Origin of the sequence: Microbulbifer donghaiensis, assembly GCF_900129095.1 — a bacterium.
Taxonomy (GTDB): domain Bacteria; phylum Pseudomonadota; class Gammaproteobacteria; order Pseudomonadales; family Cellvibrionaceae; genus Microbulbifer; species Microbulbifer donghaiensis.
Genome location: NZ_FQVA01000001.1, coordinates 718,104 through 734,197 on the forward strand (window position 1 = coordinate 718,104; position 16,094 = coordinate 734,197).

Here is a 16,094-nt window from a genome sequence, read left to right on the forward strand (position 1 = left end):
ACTACCTACAGACAATTAATACTTCAGCTACGTCTTCGGACTGAAGATGAAGATCTGAGCGATTTAACTTACTATGCGAAAATTTTCCAGGTGAGCGCAGTTCAACCGTAGAAAAGTACTCACTGGCCAAATCTAACAGAAACTCCAGCTCCACCACTCTAGGATGTGCACCCTTGCTTTTATCATAGGGAGAATACGAAAGCAGCAATATCTTTTGTCTGCTAGCTACAGACGCAAACAATTCTCTAAACGCTCCAGGAGCCTTAGACCTAATACAAAAATCAGACTGATGCCTATCCTCTCTATACAGCCCCCGGCTCAATCGAGTGGCGCCACCTATATTTGTGGTGGATACCGCTGGAAAATCCATCTTAGCGATTGTCTCGAGCCCATGATAAAAACGGCTATAGTGATCCCTTGTATAGGGCGGATCCGCATACACTACTGAAATATCGTCGTCCAAGTGATTCAACGCTTCTCTAAAATCCATTCGCAGAACTTGATGCGAAAAATCTCCTGCTTGACTGCTAGTATATTTATTGATCCAAGCTTCAAAAATAGGCAACACTTTCAAATTTCGATCTTTTCTGACCTGGTTCAATATCCCTTTCTTCGGCTGGCCGCTTTTATTTCTGGGGCGAATTGGCTGAGCGAATTGCTTGCCGACAGTATTTACGATGTCACTTGCGGTACTTAAAGCTGACGCCATCAGCGTATCGCGATTCCTTGCGTCGACTCCTTTTAATGAATCCAAAATGACATCCAATTCCAGCGCCTGCCTGAAAGAAAAGTAAATGCCCCCAAAGTATATAGACGCCAACAGGCAGTTTTTATCGAGCCCCTTAACTCTGTATGCGACCTCAGATAGTGCCTTTTTTATTTCTTCATGTTTGACAGATTCTTCACTGTTAATCGAAGAGTACAAAGATGAGGATTCGAGAAAATCACAAACCACCTCTGGGTTTGAAGATAAATCCCCATTAACTATCCTCTCTTCCAGATCAATCATTGGGCGCAATATTGCATAATATTGATCGAAGAGATCCGAGCTAGAGATTTTTCGCGAGCACTTGAGAGCGGCGTCATTATTTACTGGCTTAAGCAACGCCGAACAAATAACCCGCGAATATTCTTGAATATCTACTGATACTACCTTCCTATCCCTGGAGAGGTACTGACTAACTGATCCAGAGCCAGCGAACAAATCACAAACGCCGCCCCCTTCAGGTGCTACATCATCTACAACCGCCTTTATGAAGTCCAGGAACCTCAACTTGCTTCCCAGGTAGTGAACGGTTCTAAAAGGTAGCTTTTGCGAGCCCACAGAAATATCAAGCGGCAAACTCTCTTGCATCGTCATTCTAGACTCTACCAACCCTTATACTGACTAAATACAGTTTCATTAATCATTGATTCAACATCAGAAATTTGCGCAACTATTCTCTTCATTCTGTCAGCCCGACCATCCCAATTTTCATCCATCCAAGCGACCAATGTTTCATAGTGTGAGTCACCAGGTAAAAAAAGATGGTAGAGGAATACTCGAGTACTTACTTGAACAAAAATACCGATAGGCTTTCCCGTATCCGGGTAACTGATTCCCGATGCCGCATCTAATTCAAAACGGTAATTTTGACTTTTAACAGAAACACTTTGCCTCACTTCTACGTGCGCCAGAGTTCCATCTGCATTTACATTTCTGAGCAAAACCCTCTGGCTGTTATCCCCGGGAATTGCACCAAAAAATTCCTGAAACGTTCCGACATCAAAATTTGCCTGCTTCCAACGGTCCCCACTCCTTGGAATTTCGGCAAACAACACTTTGCTACTAGCGGAAAAGCTCCATTCTGAATCTAGGTCTGCGGCGCCGGAGGCCACAACTTCAGGACTCTCCGACTCCTCTTCCCGCTCCACTCTACGCACCACACCAGCGCGCCTTCTGAGTTGATTTTGCCTAACCTTCTGAATTACAAGGTCATCGGAAATCGGCCTCAGCCGATCTCCAGATTCGGCTAGCCAAGAACTCCAATAAGACTCTATTGCTCTAGTTTGATCTTGCTCCAACTCTATAACCGCAAAACCCTCGCGATTTTTCCGAAGGCCCCCTAAAGTCAAGTTCCCGGAGCCGACGATCAATGAGCCCAGATCTTCTTCGTTCTTAAAAAAACTGAATTTAGGATGGAATAGTGAAGGCTCGTCATGCAGAAACGCTTGTACATTAAGACTAGGTCTACGCTGCTGAATCCGATCCAAAGACTCCAAGCACGCAGCGTTCGTTATTTCATCAATCCCAAGGACGAGAGAGTACTCCCCCCGCTCCAGAAGCGCATCGAATACTTCATCATTGAACAACAGCTCAACCCCTGTCGCGGATGCGAATGCGAATGCGCCATACCCGGCAATTGAGCTTGAGCAAGTATTTATTAGCGCTTCGTGAGTTGAATATGACCGGGTAAAGATCGGGTCTTGTATATGAAGCATTATTTTTTTCCTTTCACCGATGTAATACTGAGGCAGATTTCACATACCCCTATCACCTACCACTATTCATGATGCCCTGATTTGTATCACAGCCTTCGCGGCTCCTATGTCACGTGACATTTTAACTTACTTGCTACTCACATGGACTTAATATGGACTTAAACTGAAGACACAAAAAAGCCCGCTCAAGAGGCGGGCTTCTAAGTCGCTGATTTACAACGGTTTTATGGTCGGAGTGGCCGGATTTGAACCGACGACCACCACACCCCCAGTGTGGTGCGCTACCAGGCTGCGCTACACTCCGACGGAGAGAAATCAAGCACCTAAAACAACGTAAGTGATTGATTTATAAGGGGCATCGCACTGCGATGAGGCGCAAATCATACATTAGTGGCGGGGGATTGCAAGCCCGGATTTGCGCCCTTCAATTAAGTGGAAAATCAGGCCTCCAGCAGGGTCAGTACGCTCTCCAGCTCGGCGATGACCTGCGGGATGATCTGCTGTACCTGCACTGTCTCGGCCTTGTCGCTGCCGCTCTCCATTTGCAGGCGGGCGCCGCCGATGGTGTAGCCCTCTTCGTACAGCAGAGCGCGGATCTGGCGGATCAGGATAACGTCCTGGTGCTGATAGTAACGGCGGTTACCGCGGCGTTTGACCGGGCTCAGCTGGGGGAACTCCTGCTCCCAGTAGCGCAGCACGTGGGGTTTCACGGCGCACAATTCGCTGACTTCGCCAATAGTGAAATAGCGCTTGCCGGGGATAGTTGGCAATTCGCTATTGTGACTCGCTTCCAGCATCTTCTTCTACTCGTGCCTTGAGTTTCTGTCCCGGTTTGAAGGTCACTACCCTGCGCGCGGAAATAGGGATTTCCTCTCCGGTCTTGGGGTTGCGGCCCGGTCGCTGGCTTTTATCACGCAGGTCGAAATTGCCGAAACCGGACAGCTTTACCTGCTCGTTATTTTCCAGCGCGTTGCGGATTTCCTCGAAAAAAAATTCGACGATTTCTTTGGCTTCGCGTTTATTAAAACCCAGCTCTTCGTACAGCTTTTCGGCGAGCCCGGCCTTGGTCAGTGCCTCTGTCATTGGTTCCTACCAACAGATTCAGAGGCGTCGACTCCAGATCGGAAGCGGCCCAAACCGCGGCGGCTTCAACCCGGTAGCAGACGCTCTCGGGATGCCAGACAACCTGCACCCCGGAGCATCTGACTCCACTAGCGCAGGCTGGCGTTGTATTTTTGTTCTAATTTGCCGACCACCGCATCCACGGCGGCATTGATTTCGTCGTCGTTAAGGGTGCGCGAGGGATGCTGAAAGGTCAAGCCCATGGCGACACTTTTTCTATTGAAATCAATGCCTTTGCCCTGATAAACGTCAAAAACCTTGAGGTCCGTCAAAGTTTCGCCGGCTGCTTCAACGGCTGTTTCCACCATGCTGGCGGCCGGCACATCGGCGTCGATCAGCAGGGCCAGATCGCGGCGCACTTCCGGGAACCTGGACAGCGGGCGGAACGCCGGCAGGCGGGCCTGGCCGAGAGCCTCGAGGCTCAGCTCGAACACGAACGCGGCCTTGGGCAGGTCCAGCTTCTTCTGCAGCTGCGGGTGCAGGGCCCCCACTACGCCAACCTCGACGTCACCGCGAAGGATCCTGGCGCACTGGCCCGGGTGCAGGGCCGAGTGCTCGCCGGCTTCGAAGCGGAACTCGTCCTCGGCACTGCAGTGGGCCAGCAGGGCTTCGATGTCGGCCTTGATGTCGAAGAAATCGACCAGATCCTTGCCTCCGGTCCAGTTCTCCGCGAAGCGGTTGCCGTAGATCAGGCCGGCCACCATCGGCTCCTGCTTCAGCTCGCGCTCCGAATTACCGGGGGGTACGAACCGCAGGCCGGTCTCGAACAGGCGCACGCGGTTCTGCTGGCGGTTCAGGTTGTACTGCAGCGACTTGCACAGGCCGGGAATCAGCGAGGTGCGCATCACCGCCAGCTCGGCGCTGATCGGGTTCTGCAGCGCCACCGGCTCGGCTTTCGGGTCGAAGAGCGCGGCGGAGTCGCTGTCGATAAAGCTGAAGGTGATCGCCTCGTTGTAGCCGCGCGCCAGCAGGGTCTGCTCCAGCGCGTCTTGTGCAATCTCGCTCTCCTGCTGCGGCACTATATCCAGTGCGGCGGTGAAGCTCTCACTCGGAATGCGGTTGTAGCCGTAGACCCGCGCCAGCTCTTCGAGCAGGTCGGCCTCGATGGCGATATCGAAGCGGAAGCTCGGCACCAGGAAGGTCCAGCCGTCGGCGTTCTGCTCGATCTTCTCCAGGCCCAGGCGGGTCAGGATATCGACGATCTCGTCATCGCCCAGGGCAACCCCCAGGCCCTGCTCTACCCGCGCGCGGCGCAGGGTGATATGGCGCTCGGCGGGCATGACTTCGCTCAGCTCACGCAGGTGTACCGGGCCCGGTTCGCCGCCGACGATATCCAGCAGCAGCTGGGTGGCACGCTCGACCGCCTTTTCCTGCAGGCGGTAGTCGACACCGCGCTCGAAGCGGTGCGAGGAATCGGTGTGCAGACCGTAGGAGCGCGCCTTGCCGGCGATGGCCAGCGGGCTGAAGAAGGCGCTCTCGAGGAAGATATCGCGGGTGCTCTCGGTCACGGAGGAATCCAGGCCACCCATAATGCCGGCCATTGCTAGCGGCTTCTCTTCATCGGTGATCAGCAGAGTGCCGGCCTGCAGTTTCACTTCCTGGCCGTCCAGCAGGGTCAGCTCTTCGCCCTGCTCTGCCAGGCGCACCTTGATGCCGCCCTTCAGCTTCTGCAGGTCGAAAGCGTGCATCGGCTGGCCCAGCTCAAGCAGCACATAGTTGGTCACGTCCACCACCGGATCGATGGAGCGCAGGCCGCTGCGGCGCAGGCGCTCCTGCATCCACATCGGCGTGGTGGCAGTGATATCGATATTGCGGATCACGCGCCCCACATAGCGCGGACAGGCCTCTTCCGCCATCAGCGAGACCGGCAGGCTGTCGTCGATCTGCTGCGCAACCGGAGCGATCTCCGGGCCGCTGACCGCGCAGCGGTTCAGCACACCCACTTCGCGGGCGATACCGGCGATACCGAGGCAGTCGGAGCGGTTCGGGGTCAGGTCCACCTCGATGGTCTCATCGTCCAGCTGCAGGTATTTGCGCAGGTCCTCGCCCGTGGGCGCGTCTTCCGGCAGTTCCCAGATGCCGTCGCTGTCTTCACCCAGCTCCAGCTCGGTCTGGGCGCACAGCATGCCGAAGCTCTCGACGCCGCGCAGCTTGGCCTTCTTGATCTTGAAATCGCCCGGCAGCATGGCGCCGACCAGTGCGAACGGAATCTTGATGCCGACGCGCGCATTGGGGGCACCGCACACGACCTGCATCTCGCCGTCCGGGTGGCCGGCCACTTTGCACACACGCAGCTTGTCCGCGTCCGGGTGCTGTTCGGCGGCGAGTATCTCGCCCACGACTACGCCGGAAAATTCACCTGCGACTTTCTCAACGCCATCCACTTCCAGGCCGGCCATGGTGATCTGGTCGGCCAGTTCCTGCGCGGTCAGTTGCGGGTTTACCCATTCCCGCAGCCAGGAGTTGCTGAATTTCATATCCGAGTCTCTGTTCTGAATTCTTGGTGATGGGCACGCTTCGCTTTGCCCACCCTACAAATATTTCGCTGGCGGAGTGCGAGCTCCGCGGTTCCGGGATTAAAACTGTTTCAGGAAGCGCAGGTCGTTGTCGAAGAACAGGCGCAGGTCGTTGACGCCGTAGCGCAGCATCGCCAGGCGCTCTACCCCCATGCCAAAGGCGAAGCCGGAATAGGTTTCGCTGTCGATATTGCAGGAAGCGAACACGTTCGGGTGCACCATGCCGCAACCCATGACTTCCAGCCAGCCGGTGCCGGAACACACGCGGCAGCCCTCGCCGCCGCAGGCGGTGCACTGGATGTCCACCTCGGCAGACGGCTCGGTAAACGGGAAGTAGGACGGGCGGAAACGCACCGGCACGTCCGCTTCAAAAAATGCTTTCAGGAACTGGTCCACACAGCCTTTCAGGTGCGCGAAGCTCACGCCCTTGTCCACTACCAGCCCTTCCACCTGGTGGAACATGGGCGAGTGGGTGACGTCGGAGTCGCAGCGGTATACGCGGCCCGGACAGATAATACGGATCGGCGGCGCGGCCTTTTCCATGGTGCGGATCTGCACCGGCGAGGTGTGGGTGCGCAGTACCGTGGACGGATCGATATAGAAGGTGTCGTGCATCGCGCGCGCCGGGTGGTGCGCGGGAATATTGAGCGCTTCGAAGTTGTGGTAGTCGTCTTCGATCTCCGGTCCCTCTTCCACGGAGAAACCGAGGCGTACGAACAGCTCTTCGATACGGCGCATGGTGCGGGTGACCGGATGCGCATTGCCCTGCTCTTCGCCGCGGCCCGGCAGGGTCACGTCGATGGTCTCTTCGGCCAGCTTGGCGTTGATCGCGGCCTGCTCCAGCTCGTTGCGGCGCGCGTTGATTTTTTCCTGCACCTGCTGCTTGGCTTCGTTGATTTTCGCCCCGGCAGCCGGGCGCTCTTCGGCAGACAGCTTGCCCAGGCCCTTCAGCAGCGCGGTGAGCTGCCCCTTCTTGCCCAGGTAATCCACGCGCACCTGGTCCAGTGCCGCCAGGCCGTCAGCCTGCTCCACCAGCTCCAGCGCCTGATCGGTGAGGGACTGCAAATCTTGCATCGAACTATTCCCGTTCCAAGTTAACTCTAATTGTTTCTGCGTCATTCTATGTGGGAGCCTGCCCTGCAGGCGATCACCGCGGCGCAACACCACCCTTTCGCCAGCAGGGCTGGCTCCCACAAGGGGCCGTCTTAACTTGGCCGTGTTGAACTCCGCCCCATTACCGCTATCGGTAAAAAATAGCGGATACCCCATAAAAAAATAGGGAAGGGCCAAACAGCCCTTCCCTATTTTTTGTATTCAGTCTTGCAACTGAAGTGACAGCTTACGCTGCCAGGGCTGCCTTGGCTTTTTCAACTACGGCAGCAAAAGCGGCTTTGTCGTAAACCGCCAGATCGGCCAGAACACGGCGATCCAGTGCGATGTCGGCCTTTTTCAGGCCGGCAATCAGGCGGCTGTAGCTCAGGCCTTCAGAGCGGGACTGGGCGTTGATACGAGTGATCCACAGAGCGCGGAAGTTACGCTTCTTGACACGACGGTCGCGGTAAGCGTACTGGCCGGCTTTGATCACCGCCTGCTTGGCTACGCGGAATACGCGCGAACGCGCACCGTAATAACCTTTAGCTTGCTTCAGAATTTTCTTGTGACGACGACGCGCCTCTACACCACGTTTTACACGGGCCATAACTCTATCCTCTTAAACCTTTTAGCGATGAGCCAATTACTTGGCGCGCAGCATGCGATCGACCAGGGTGGCGTCAGACTTGTTCATGGTCTGAGTGCCGCGCAGCTGACGCTTACGCTTGGTGGTCATCTTGGTGAGGATGTGGCTCTTGTTAGCGTGCTTGTGCTTGTAGCCCGCAGCCGTCTTCTTGAAGCGCTTGGCGGCGCCACTGTGCGTTTTTGCTTTCGGCATTTTGTACTCCAAAAGTAATTAAGTGCCTGCGAACAGGCTTCTTTCAAATAACCGCCGGAAGCCGGCGGCGTTGCGAGAGTGGGGAGGCAGCCGTCGCCCAACCACTTCTCAAAGGAGACCTGAGGGTAGCTTAGCGCTTCTCAGGATCTCACTTTTTCTTCTTGATGGGAGCAATCACCATGATCATCTGGCGGCCTTCCAGCTTCGGCCGCTGCTCCACGGTGCCCAGTTCTTCCAGGTCTTTCTCGATGCGCTGCATCATTTCCATACCCAGTTCCTGGTGCGCCATCTCACGGCCGCGGAATCGCAGGGATACCTTGGCCTTGTCGCCCGCCTCCAGGAAGCGGCTCAGGTTGCGCAGTTTGATCTGGTAGTCCCCGATATCGGTACCGGGGCGGAACTTCATTTCCTTGATCTGCTGCTGCTTCTGCTTCTTCTTGGCGGCGTTCTTGGCCTTTTTGGCCTCAAACACGTGCTTTCCGTAGTCCATAACCTTACAGACTATCGGATCGGAGTCCGGCGAAATTTCAACGAGATCCAGACTGGCTTTCTGCGCGGCTTCCAGTGCGTCATCCAGGGAGACAATGCCTACCTGCTCGCCGTCGGCGCCAATGAGGCGAACTTCCGACGCCTCGATCTGATCATTGATGCGGGCCTTCTTAGACCCTCCCTTGCTCTCTCGTTTAATAGCTATCGTCTCCGTTAATTTTCAGAAATAGACAAACGGCCGCGGCGATCCACATCCTGGCCAAGAATCTCGAGGAATGACTCAAAAGTCATGGTTCCGAGATCTTCACCGCTGCGTGTTCGCACGGCAACCGTCTGGCTTTCTACTTCCTTATCGCCGATTACCAGCAGATAAGGAACACGCTGAAGCGTGTGCTCGCGGATTTTAAAGCCGATCTTCTCGTTTCTCAAGTCGGCCGCAGCGCGATACTGCAGGGCGCCGAGGCGCTCTTCCAGATCGCGACAGAAATCCGCCTGGCGGTCAGTGATATTCAGGATCGCCACCTGCTGCGGGGCCAGCCAGGTCGGGAAGGCACCCTCGTAGTGCTCGATCAGGATACCGATGAAGCGCTCGAAGGAACCCAGCGCCGCGCGGTGCAGCATGACCGGGGTCTGGCGCGAGCCATCTTCCGCCACATACTGGGCGTCCAGGCGGCCCGGCATGGAGAAGTCCACCTGAATGGTACCGCACTGCCAGACTCGGCCGAGGCAGTCCTTCAGGGAGAACTCGATCTTGGGCCCGTAGAAGGCGCCCTCGCCCGGCAGCTCTTCCCACGGCAGGCCGGCGGCGTCCAGTGCATTGGCCAGCGCCTTCTCGGCCTTGTCCCAGCTCTCGTCGGAACCGACGCGCTGTTCCGGGCGGGTGGAAAGGCGGTAGATAACGTCGTCGAAGCCGAAATCCTTGTACACGGAGTGCAGCAGCTCCATGAAATCGGACACTTCCGACTGGATCTGGCCTTCGGCACAGAAAATGTGACCGTCGTCCTGCACGAAGCCGCGCACGCGCATGAGGCCGTGCAGGGAGCCGGACGGCTCGCTGCGGTGACAGGAGCCGAATTCCGCCAGACGCAACGGCAGATCGCGGTAGCTGCGCAATCCCTGGTTGAACACCTGCACGTGGCAGGGGCAGTTCATCGGCTTGATTGCGAACTGGCGCTCCTCACTGGTGAGGGTGAACATGTCGTCGCCGAACTTGTCCGCGTGACCGGATTTGCGCCATAGAGAGAAGTCCACCAGCTGCGGGGTCTTGATCTCTTTGTAGCCGTATTCGCGCTGGCGACGGCGCATGTACTGCTCGATGGTGCTGTAGATGGTCCAGCCATTCGGGTGCCAGAACACCATGCCCGGCGCCTCTTCCTGGATATGGAAGAGATCGTATTTCTTCGCCAGCTTGCGGTGGTCGCGCTTCTCCGCCTCTTCGATGCGGTGCAGGTAGGCCTTCAGGTCTTTCTTGTTGGCCCAGGCGGTGCCGTAGACACGCGTCAGCATCTCGTTGCTGGCGTCGCCGCGCCAGTAGGCGCCGGCCACCTTGGTCAGCTTGAACGCCTTGAGCTTGCCGGTGGACGGCACATGCGGGCCGCGGCACAGATCCTCGAAGTCACCCTGGCGGTACAGGGAGATATCTTCGTTGGTGGGAATACTGGCGATGATCTCCGCCTTGTACTCCTCACCCATCTCGCGGAAGTACTTCACCGCATCGTCGCGCGGCAGCAGGCGGCGATTGACCGGAATATCTTCCTTGGCCAGCTCTTCCATGCGCTGCTCAATTTTCTCCAGATCTTCCGGAGTAAACTGGCGCTCATAGGCGAAATCGTAATAGAAGCCGTCCTCGATCACCGGACCGATGGTGACCTGCGCGCCGGGATACAGCTGCTTGACCGCCTGGGCCAGCAGGTGCGCGGTAGAGTGACGGATAACCTCCAGCCCCTCCGGCTGGCGATCGGTAATAATGGCCAGTTCCGCGTCGCGGTCGATCACATAGCTGGTGTCGACCTCTTTGCCGTCGACCACACCGGCAAGCGCAGCTTTGGCGAGACCGGGGCCGATATCATTGGCAACGTCGTATACGGAAACAGGGCTGGAAAATTCTCGACGGGAACCGTCGGGGAGAGTGACAACAGGCATTGTACTTCCTTATCTATCAGTGGCGATCCCTACCAAAGACCGCGTGAACGTATGTAGCTGATTTTGGGAGTGCGGTGCATGGATGCACCGCCGCCGGCACCTGGCCGGCGCGAGCTTTGAAAAACCAGCAAAATCACATTTTGTGCAGATTTTTCAAAGCGACCTTTGCGAAGCGACAGGATGTCGATTTGCAAAGTGCAGGTAAATGGTAGACCCGAGCGGACTTGAACCGCTGACCTCTGCCATGTCAAGGCAGCGCTCTAACCAACTGAGCTACGGGTCTTCTACTCTGCAGCGGGGAGCCCCTGGCTGCGAAGAGCGCGAACTTTAGCACCGGTTTTCAGCGTTTTCAACAACTTAGTGAACGCCTTTGCCGGAAACGTCGATCGCCTTCGCGGGTCACCCCAACAGGACAGGAAAACGACCGAAACCCGATGTCGAGCCCCTGATGCCGGTGGCCGTCCGGGAAATATTTACCGACAAGGTTTTTTTCCCGGGCGGCGGCCGGCATCAGGGGTGCCACCCGAATTGCCTCCCCCGACTACTGCTCCTCCTTGAGGCGGGCAATCTCGTCGCGCAGCTTGGCCGCCGCCTCGAATTCCAGGTTTTTGGCGTGGTTGTACATCTGCTCCTCGAGCTCTTCGATGCGCGCCCAGCGCTGCTTGTCGGACAGCGGCTGCTTGTCGACCTTGTAGGCGCCCTTCCCTTCGGCCACCTTGCGCCGCCCCCGGCCCGGCACACCGGGAACTACCGCGCCCTCGAGGATATCCGCCACGCTCTTGCGAATGCCCTGCGGCGTGATGCCGTGTTCGGCATTGAATGCCACCTGCTTTTCGCGGCGGCGCTGGGTTTCGTCAAGCGCGCGCCTCATCGAATCGGTGACCTTGTCCGCATACAGAATTGCGCGACCCTCCAGGTTGCGTGCTGCGCGGCCGATGGTCTGGATCAGCGAGCGGTCGGAGCGCAGGAAACCCTCCTTGTCCGCATCAAAAATGGCCACCAGGGCCACTTCCGGCATATCCAAACCCTCCCGCAACAGGTTGATACCGACCAGCACATCGAACTCGCCGATGCGCAGGTCGCGAATAATCTCCACCCGCTCCACCGTGTCGATATCCGAGTGCAGGTAGCGCACACGCACGCCGTTCTCACCCAGGTACTCGGTCAGGTCCTCCGCCATGCGCTTGGTCAGCACCGTAATCAGCACCCGCTGGTCCGCATCCGCACAGCGGCGTATCTCGGACAGCGCATCGTCCACCTGGGTGGACGCGGGGCGAATCTCGACTTCGGGATCCACGAGCCCGGTCGGGCGCACCACCTGCTCCACCACCTGACCGGCGTGCTCCGCCTCGTAAGGGCCGGGTGTCGCGGACACGAAAATGGCCTGCGGGGCCAGGTGCTCCCACTCCTCAAATTTGAGCGGCCGGTTATCCAGCGCGGACGGCAGGCGGAAACCGTATTCAACCAGAGTCTCCTTGCGCGAGCGATCGCCGCGGTACATGCCGCCGATCTGCGGTACGGTGACGTGACTCTCGTCAATAAACAGCAGCGCGTCGTGCGGCAGGTAGTCAAACAGCGTGGGCGGCGGCCGGCCGGCTTCGCGCCCGGAAAGGTAGCGCGAGTAATTCTCCACACCGTTGCAGTATCCAAGCTCCTGCATCATCTCCAGGTCGTACTTGGTGCGCTGCTCCAGGCGCTGCGCCTCCAACAGCTTGCCGTTGTCGCGCAACTGTTTCAGACGGTCGCGAAGCTCGTCCTTGATCTGGTCGATGGCGCTGACGATGGTCTCTCGCGGCGTCACGTAGTGGGACTTGGGAAAGATGGTCACCCGAGGGACCTTCTTCAACTGCTCCCCGGTCAGCGGGTCGAACAGCGTGATTTCCTCGATCTCTTCATCGAACAGGGACAGCCGCACTGCCTCCATATCCGAGTCCGCCGGATAGATATCGATAACGTCACCGCGCACCCGATAGGTGGCGCGGCGGAAATCCGTGTCGTTGCGGGTGTACTGCAGCTCCGCCAGACGCCGCAATATCGTGCGCTGATCCACCAGGTCACCGCGATCCAGGTGCAGCACCATCTTCAGGTATTTGTCCGGATCACCCAGACCGTAGATCGCGGAAACGGTGGCCACCACAATCACGTCGCGGCGCTCGATCAATGCCTTGGTCGCGGACAACCGCATCTGCTCGATATGCTCGTTGACCGAGGCATCCTTCTCGATAAAGGTGTCCGATGACGGCACATAGGCTTCGGGCTGGTAGTAGTCGTAGTAGGAAACGAAATACTCGACGGCATTCTTGGGGAAGAACTCCTTGAACTCCCCGTACAGCTGCGCCGCCAGCGTCTTGTTGTGGGCCATGACGATCGCCGGGCGCTGCAGGCGCTCGACGATATTGGCCATGGTGAAAGTCTTGCCGGAGCCGGTCACCCCCAGCAGTGTCTGGTGACTGAGGCCATCCTCTATACCTTCCACCAGCTGCTCAATCGCGGCTGGCTGGTCACCCGCCGGACTGTATTTGCACACCACCTCAAACGGACGCGACTCCATAAATCTCACCGCCAAAACCAACTGAAAAGCAATCTGCGATTGTAGAGCCTGCTCCCAGGCCCCACAAATCCAGGACAGATCAAAGTTCCATCTGCCACCAGCCCGAGCGAGCTGGTGACTTTTCGCTCAACCACCAGTAAAAAATAAACTCCTGACAAATCAATTACTTAAAGTGCAAAAAAGGGGTTGACCCGCACGAAAGGCCTCTATAATATACGCGCCATCTGAACGGCACTGCACACAAGCAAGCCGCTAAGAAATTCCGCCTTAGCTCAGTTGGTAGAGCAAATGACTGTTAATCATTGGGTCGCTGGTTCGAGCCCAGCAGGCGGAGCCAAATAGCAAAAAGGCCCCTCAGCGCGAGTTGAGGGGCCTTTTTGCTATTTGGCTTTCAACTATTTGCCGGGCGAGAAGAGCCCAGTTGGGTGAGGCAAGCGTCTGCGACGTATACGTCGCGCGCAGTCGAACGACGCCCATCTGTGATGGGCGGCCGGAGGAGCCAAACATGAAAGCCCTTAGCGAAAGCTAAGGGCTTCAGTTTTCTGACAAAGTTACACAGTCAAAATTTAAGGCAAAGTGCTAGGACGAGTGTTTCGAACCGTCGGCGACAGGACGTCGCCGCCGGAGCTTACAGGGATGTATTCACAGCGCTTCGAAATACTCGTCCTAGTGCTTGGCCGCCACCGCACCGGCTCAAAACGAAATGCGGGGTTTATCAATAGTCTGAAGCCCTTAGCGAAAGCTAAGGGCTTATTTCGTTATGCGCCGGGTGGACACACACCGCGATGATCGGTGCCTGGATACAAAAAAGCCCTGCAATGCTGCAGGGCTTCTCGTGCATCATGGAAATTCGCCAGGGCTTAGCGACGACCGGCATCCACCGGCAGCGGCAATCTCTCCACCTGCCCCACCTGGGGTGCCGGCTTGCTTTCGCGACGCTGCGTCCAAACCACATCCACCAGGCTCTGCTTGGGCGCATAATCTTTTACGGCCTCCATCAGTATCCGGTGAACTTCCTCACAATCGTGCCGGGTGCAAGCCTGCCGCAGTCCACCGATCAGTGTTTGGAGCCTTTCGCTGGCGAGCCGCTCTTCTTCGGCACGCATGATCATCGGATGGTCGGTTCCGGAAACATTGTCCCCAAGCAATAATTCTTCGTAGAGCTTTTCTCCGGGACGCAGACCGGTGATTTGGATTTCGATATCGCCATCCGGGTTCTCTTCATCCCGCACCGTGTGCCCCATGATCTGGATGAGGCGCTTGGCCAGATCGTAGATCCGCACCGGCTCGCCCATATCCAACACAAACACATCACCATTGCGCCCCATACTACCGGCCTGCAGCACCAGCTGTGCCGCCTCAGGGATAGTCATGAAATAACGTGTCACCTTGGGGTGCGTGACCGTGACCGGACCGCCGGCATTAATCTGGTCAGTAAACAGCGGAATCACGGATCCAGATGAGCCGAGCACATTGCCGAAACGGACCATACACACACGGGTCTTGGCAAAACGGCGCCCGAAATCCTGGCACACCAGCTCGGCAAATCGCTTGGTCGCCCCCATCACGTTGGTGGGGCGCACCGCTTTATCGGTTGAGATCAGCACGAACTGCTCGACGCCAAAGGCCTCGGCCGCCTCCAGTACGGACAGGGTGCCGAGGACATTGTTGTCTGCACCCAGCACCACATTCTGCTCCACCAGCGGCACATGCTTGTAAGCCGCCGCATGGTAAATCGTGTGGATGGAGAAACTCTCGATAATCTCCGCCATGCGTACGCGATCGCGCACATCACCGAGAAGCGCCGTCACCTTCAGCTGATGCCCTTCGTCCTGCTGTTGCTGGTAGAGCTCCCGCTCGATCTGATAAAGCGCATATTCCGAGGATTCCACCAGCACCAGGTGCGCTGGCCTCCACAGGGCAATCTGCCGGCACAACTCGGAACCGATAGAACCGCCCGCACCGGTTACCAGCACCACCTTGCCGCTGATGGAGCCGGCAATCAGGGCCTTTTCCGGCTCGACCGGCGCGCGGCCAAGGATATTCTCGTAGATCTGTGACACATCGGCAGTGCGGCCGGCGCCATCGACAAGCTCCTCCAGCCCTGGAATCACCTTAACCACCAGCCCGCGCTCGCGCAGGCCGCGGGTAATTTCGCGGCGGCGGCGCTTCGGCACACCCGGCATCGCCAGTAGAACCTCGGAGATATCGCGCTCCACCACCACGTCGAGAATATTGCTCGGGTTATAGACGAGCACACCGTCGATCAGTGTCTTCTGTTTGGAGGCATTGTCATCGAAGAAGGCCACCGGCTTGTAGATTTCGCCGTGTACCAGCGCCTTGTATAACTGCAGCCCGGCGGTACCCGCACCGTAAATGGCGACGCGGGTCTTGTGAATTTCCAGCGCCATCTGGTAATAAATGCGCACCAGCCAGCGGGAGCCACCGACGGCAATCAGGGCGAAACACCAGTAGATGACCGGCACCGAACGCGGCACCCCGGCGAAGGTAAGATAGGAAGCTACCGCGAGCACAACTGCGGAAGCAGTGACTCCCTGCAGCACCGCCACAATGGCCTGCTGCCCCATATAGCGGATGACCGTGCGGTAGAGACCGAGGCGTAGAAAGATGAAGCTGCTGGAGGCAAGTGTCAGCGCCAGGCAGATCAGCATCTCCACCTCCAGCGCCGGAGACAGCCCGTTGACCCGGATCGCCATCGCCATCACAAAGGCGAAGCTCAACATCAACAGATCAAAAAGCAGCATCAAAACCGGCTTATGATGCTTATGTACGGTCCGCCAGATGCGTGTCACATAGCCCCCAGATTTTCCCCATTTCCCCATTTCCCCATTTCCCCACTCGC

General features: G+C 57.3%; 12 protein-coding genes and 3 tRNA genes. 1 reads left to right on the top strand and 14 read right to left on the bottom strand.

Translation table 11 applies throughout. The features are described 5' to 3' along the window. Window position 1: 1 nt before the first annotated feature. The 13 genes from BUC36_RS02985 to uvrB form a co-directional block, all read right to left on the bottom strand. The gene (locus BUC36_RS02985; RefSeq protein ID WP_084535539.1) at window positions 2–1,360 is read right to left on the bottom strand and encodes a DNA adenine methylase; all 1,359 of its coding nucleotides are present in this window, start codon (window positions 1,358–1,360) and stop codon (window positions 2–4) included. 8 nt (window positions 1,361–1,368) lie between these two features. Then, on the bottom strand, window positions 1,369–2,481 hold the full coding sequence (locus BUC36_RS02990; RefSeq protein WP_073271287.1) for a phospholipase D family protein: 1,113 nt from the start codon (window positions 2,479–2,481) through the stop codon (window positions 1,369–1,371). Window positions 2,482–2,708: 227 nt separating this feature from the next. Beyond that, a tRNA-Pro gene (locus BUC36_RS02995) sits at window positions 2,709–2,785 on the bottom strand. 136 nt (window positions 2,786–2,921) lie between these two features. Next, on the bottom strand, window positions 2,922–3,278 hold the full coding sequence (locus BUC36_RS03000; RefSeq protein WP_073271289.1) for a MerR family transcriptional regulator: 357 nt from the start codon (window positions 3,276–3,278) through the stop codon (window positions 2,922–2,924). Then, a complete protein-coding gene (gene ihfA, locus BUC36_RS03005; protein ID WP_073271291.1) occupies window positions 3,256–3,564 on the bottom strand; it encodes an integration host factor subunit alpha in 309 nt (102 codons plus the stop codon). The genes BUC36_RS03000 and ihfA overlap by 23 nt, the downstream gene beginning before the upstream one ends. A gap of 128 nt (window positions 3,565–3,692) precedes the next feature. Then, window positions 3,693–6,080 (bottom strand): phenylalanine--tRNA ligase subunit beta, encoded by a 2,388-nt coding sequence (gene pheT / locus BUC36_RS03010; protein ID WP_073271293.1) that lies wholly within the window; start codon window positions 6,078–6,080, stop codon window positions 3,693–3,695. Window positions 6,081–6,179: 99 nt separating this feature from the next. Further along, window positions 6,180–7,193 (bottom strand): phenylalanine--tRNA ligase subunit alpha, encoded by a 1,014-nt coding sequence (pheS, locus tag BUC36_RS03015; RefSeq protein ID WP_073271295.1) that lies wholly within the window; start codon window positions 7,191–7,193, stop codon window positions 6,180–6,182. Window positions 7,194–7,458: 265 nt separating this feature from the next. Beyond that, the gene (gene rplT, locus BUC36_RS03020; RefSeq protein WP_073271297.1) at window positions 7,459–7,818 is read right to left on the bottom strand and encodes a 50S ribosomal protein L20; all 360 of its coding nucleotides are present in this window, start codon (window positions 7,816–7,818) and stop codon (window positions 7,459–7,461) included. 36 nt (window positions 7,819–7,854) lie between these two features. After that, the gene (gene rpmI, locus BUC36_RS03025) at window positions 7,855–8,049 is read right to left on the bottom strand and encodes a 50S ribosomal protein L35 (protein ID WP_073271300.1); all 195 of its coding nucleotides are present in this window, start codon (window positions 8,047–8,049) and stop codon (window positions 7,855–7,857) included. Between the two features lie 148 nt (window positions 8,050–8,197). Continuing rightward, the gene (infC, locus tag BUC36_RS03030; protein WP_073271304.1) at window positions 8,198–8,743 is read right to left on the bottom strand and encodes a translation initiation factor IF-3; all 546 of its coding nucleotides are present in this window, start codon (window positions 8,741–8,743) and stop codon (window positions 8,198–8,200) included. 8 nt (window positions 8,744–8,751) lie between these two features. Further along, window positions 8,752–10,680, bottom strand: coding sequence for a threonine--tRNA ligase (gene thrS / locus BUC36_RS03035; RefSeq protein ID WP_073271306.1), 1,929 nt, complete (start codon window positions 10,678–10,680; stop codon window positions 8,752–8,754). A gap of 206 nt (window positions 10,681–10,886) precedes the next feature. After that, window positions 10,887–10,963 (bottom strand) — tRNA-Val (locus BUC36_RS03040). 258 nt (window positions 10,964–11,221) lie between these two features. Beyond that, on the bottom strand, window positions 11,222–13,231 hold the full coding sequence (uvrB, locus tag BUC36_RS03045; RefSeq protein ID WP_073271308.1) for an excinuclease ABC subunit UvrB: 2,010 nt from the start codon (window positions 13,229–13,231) through the stop codon (window positions 11,222–11,224). Between the two features lie 261 nt (window positions 13,232–13,492). On the opposite strand from uvrB, the gene BUC36_RS03050 reads away from it, so the two are divergent. Next, window positions 13,493–13,568 (top strand) — tRNA-Asn (locus BUC36_RS03050). A 523-nt stretch (window positions 13,569–14,091) separates the two neighbouring features. On the opposite strand, the gene BUC36_RS03055 is transcribed toward BUC36_RS03050, so the two are convergent. Continuing rightward, the gene (locus tag BUC36_RS03055) at window positions 14,092–15,996 is read right to left on the bottom strand and encodes a polysaccharide biosynthesis protein (protein ID WP_234994873.1); all 1,905 of its coding nucleotides are present in this window, start codon (window positions 15,994–15,996) and stop codon (window positions 14,092–14,094) included. Between the last annotated feature and the right edge of the window lie 98 nt (window positions 15,997–16,094).

Coding starts and splice junctions, on each gene's coding strand:
- BUC36_RS03055 (WP_234994873.1), bottom strand. CDS start 15,996: ATGCTGCTTTTTGATCTGTTGATGTTGAGCTTCGCCTTTGTGATGGCG.
- ihfA (WP_073271291.1), bottom strand. CDS start 3,564: ATGACAGAGGCACTGACCAAGGCCGGGCTCGCCGAAAAGCTGTACGAA.
- rpmI (WP_073271300.1), bottom strand. CDS start 8,049: ATGCCGAAAGCAAAAACGCACAGTGGCGCCGCCAAGCGCTTCAAGAAG.
- rplT (WP_073271297.1), bottom strand. CDS start 7,818: ATGGCCCGTGTAAAACGTGGTGTAGAGGCGCGTCGTCGTCACAAGAAA.
- pheT (WP_073271293.1), bottom strand. CDS start 6,080: ATGAAATTCAGCAACTCCTGGCTGCGGGAATGGGTAAACCCGCAACTG.
- pheS (WP_073271295.1), bottom strand. CDS start 7,193: ATGCAAGATTTGCAGTCCCTCACCGATCAGGCGCTGGAGCTGGTGGAG.
- uvrB (WP_073271308.1), bottom strand. CDS start 13,231: ATGGAGTCGCGTCCGTTTGAGGTGGTGTGCAAATACAGTCCGGCGGGT.
- BUC36_RS03000 (WP_073271289.1), bottom strand. CDS start 3,278: ATGCTGGAAGCGAGTCACAATAGCGAATTGCCAACTATCCCCGGCAAG.
- BUC36_RS02990 (WP_073271287.1), bottom strand. CDS start 2,481: ATGCTTCATATACAAGACCCGATCTTTACCCGGTCATATTCAACTCAC.
- BUC36_RS02985 (WP_084535539.1), bottom strand. CDS start 1,360: ATGACGATGCAAGAGAGTTTGCCGCTTGATATTTCTGTGGGCTCGCAA.
- thrS (WP_073271306.1), bottom strand. CDS start 10,680: ATGCCTGTTGTCACTCTCCCCGACGGTTCCCGTCGAGAATTTTCCAGC.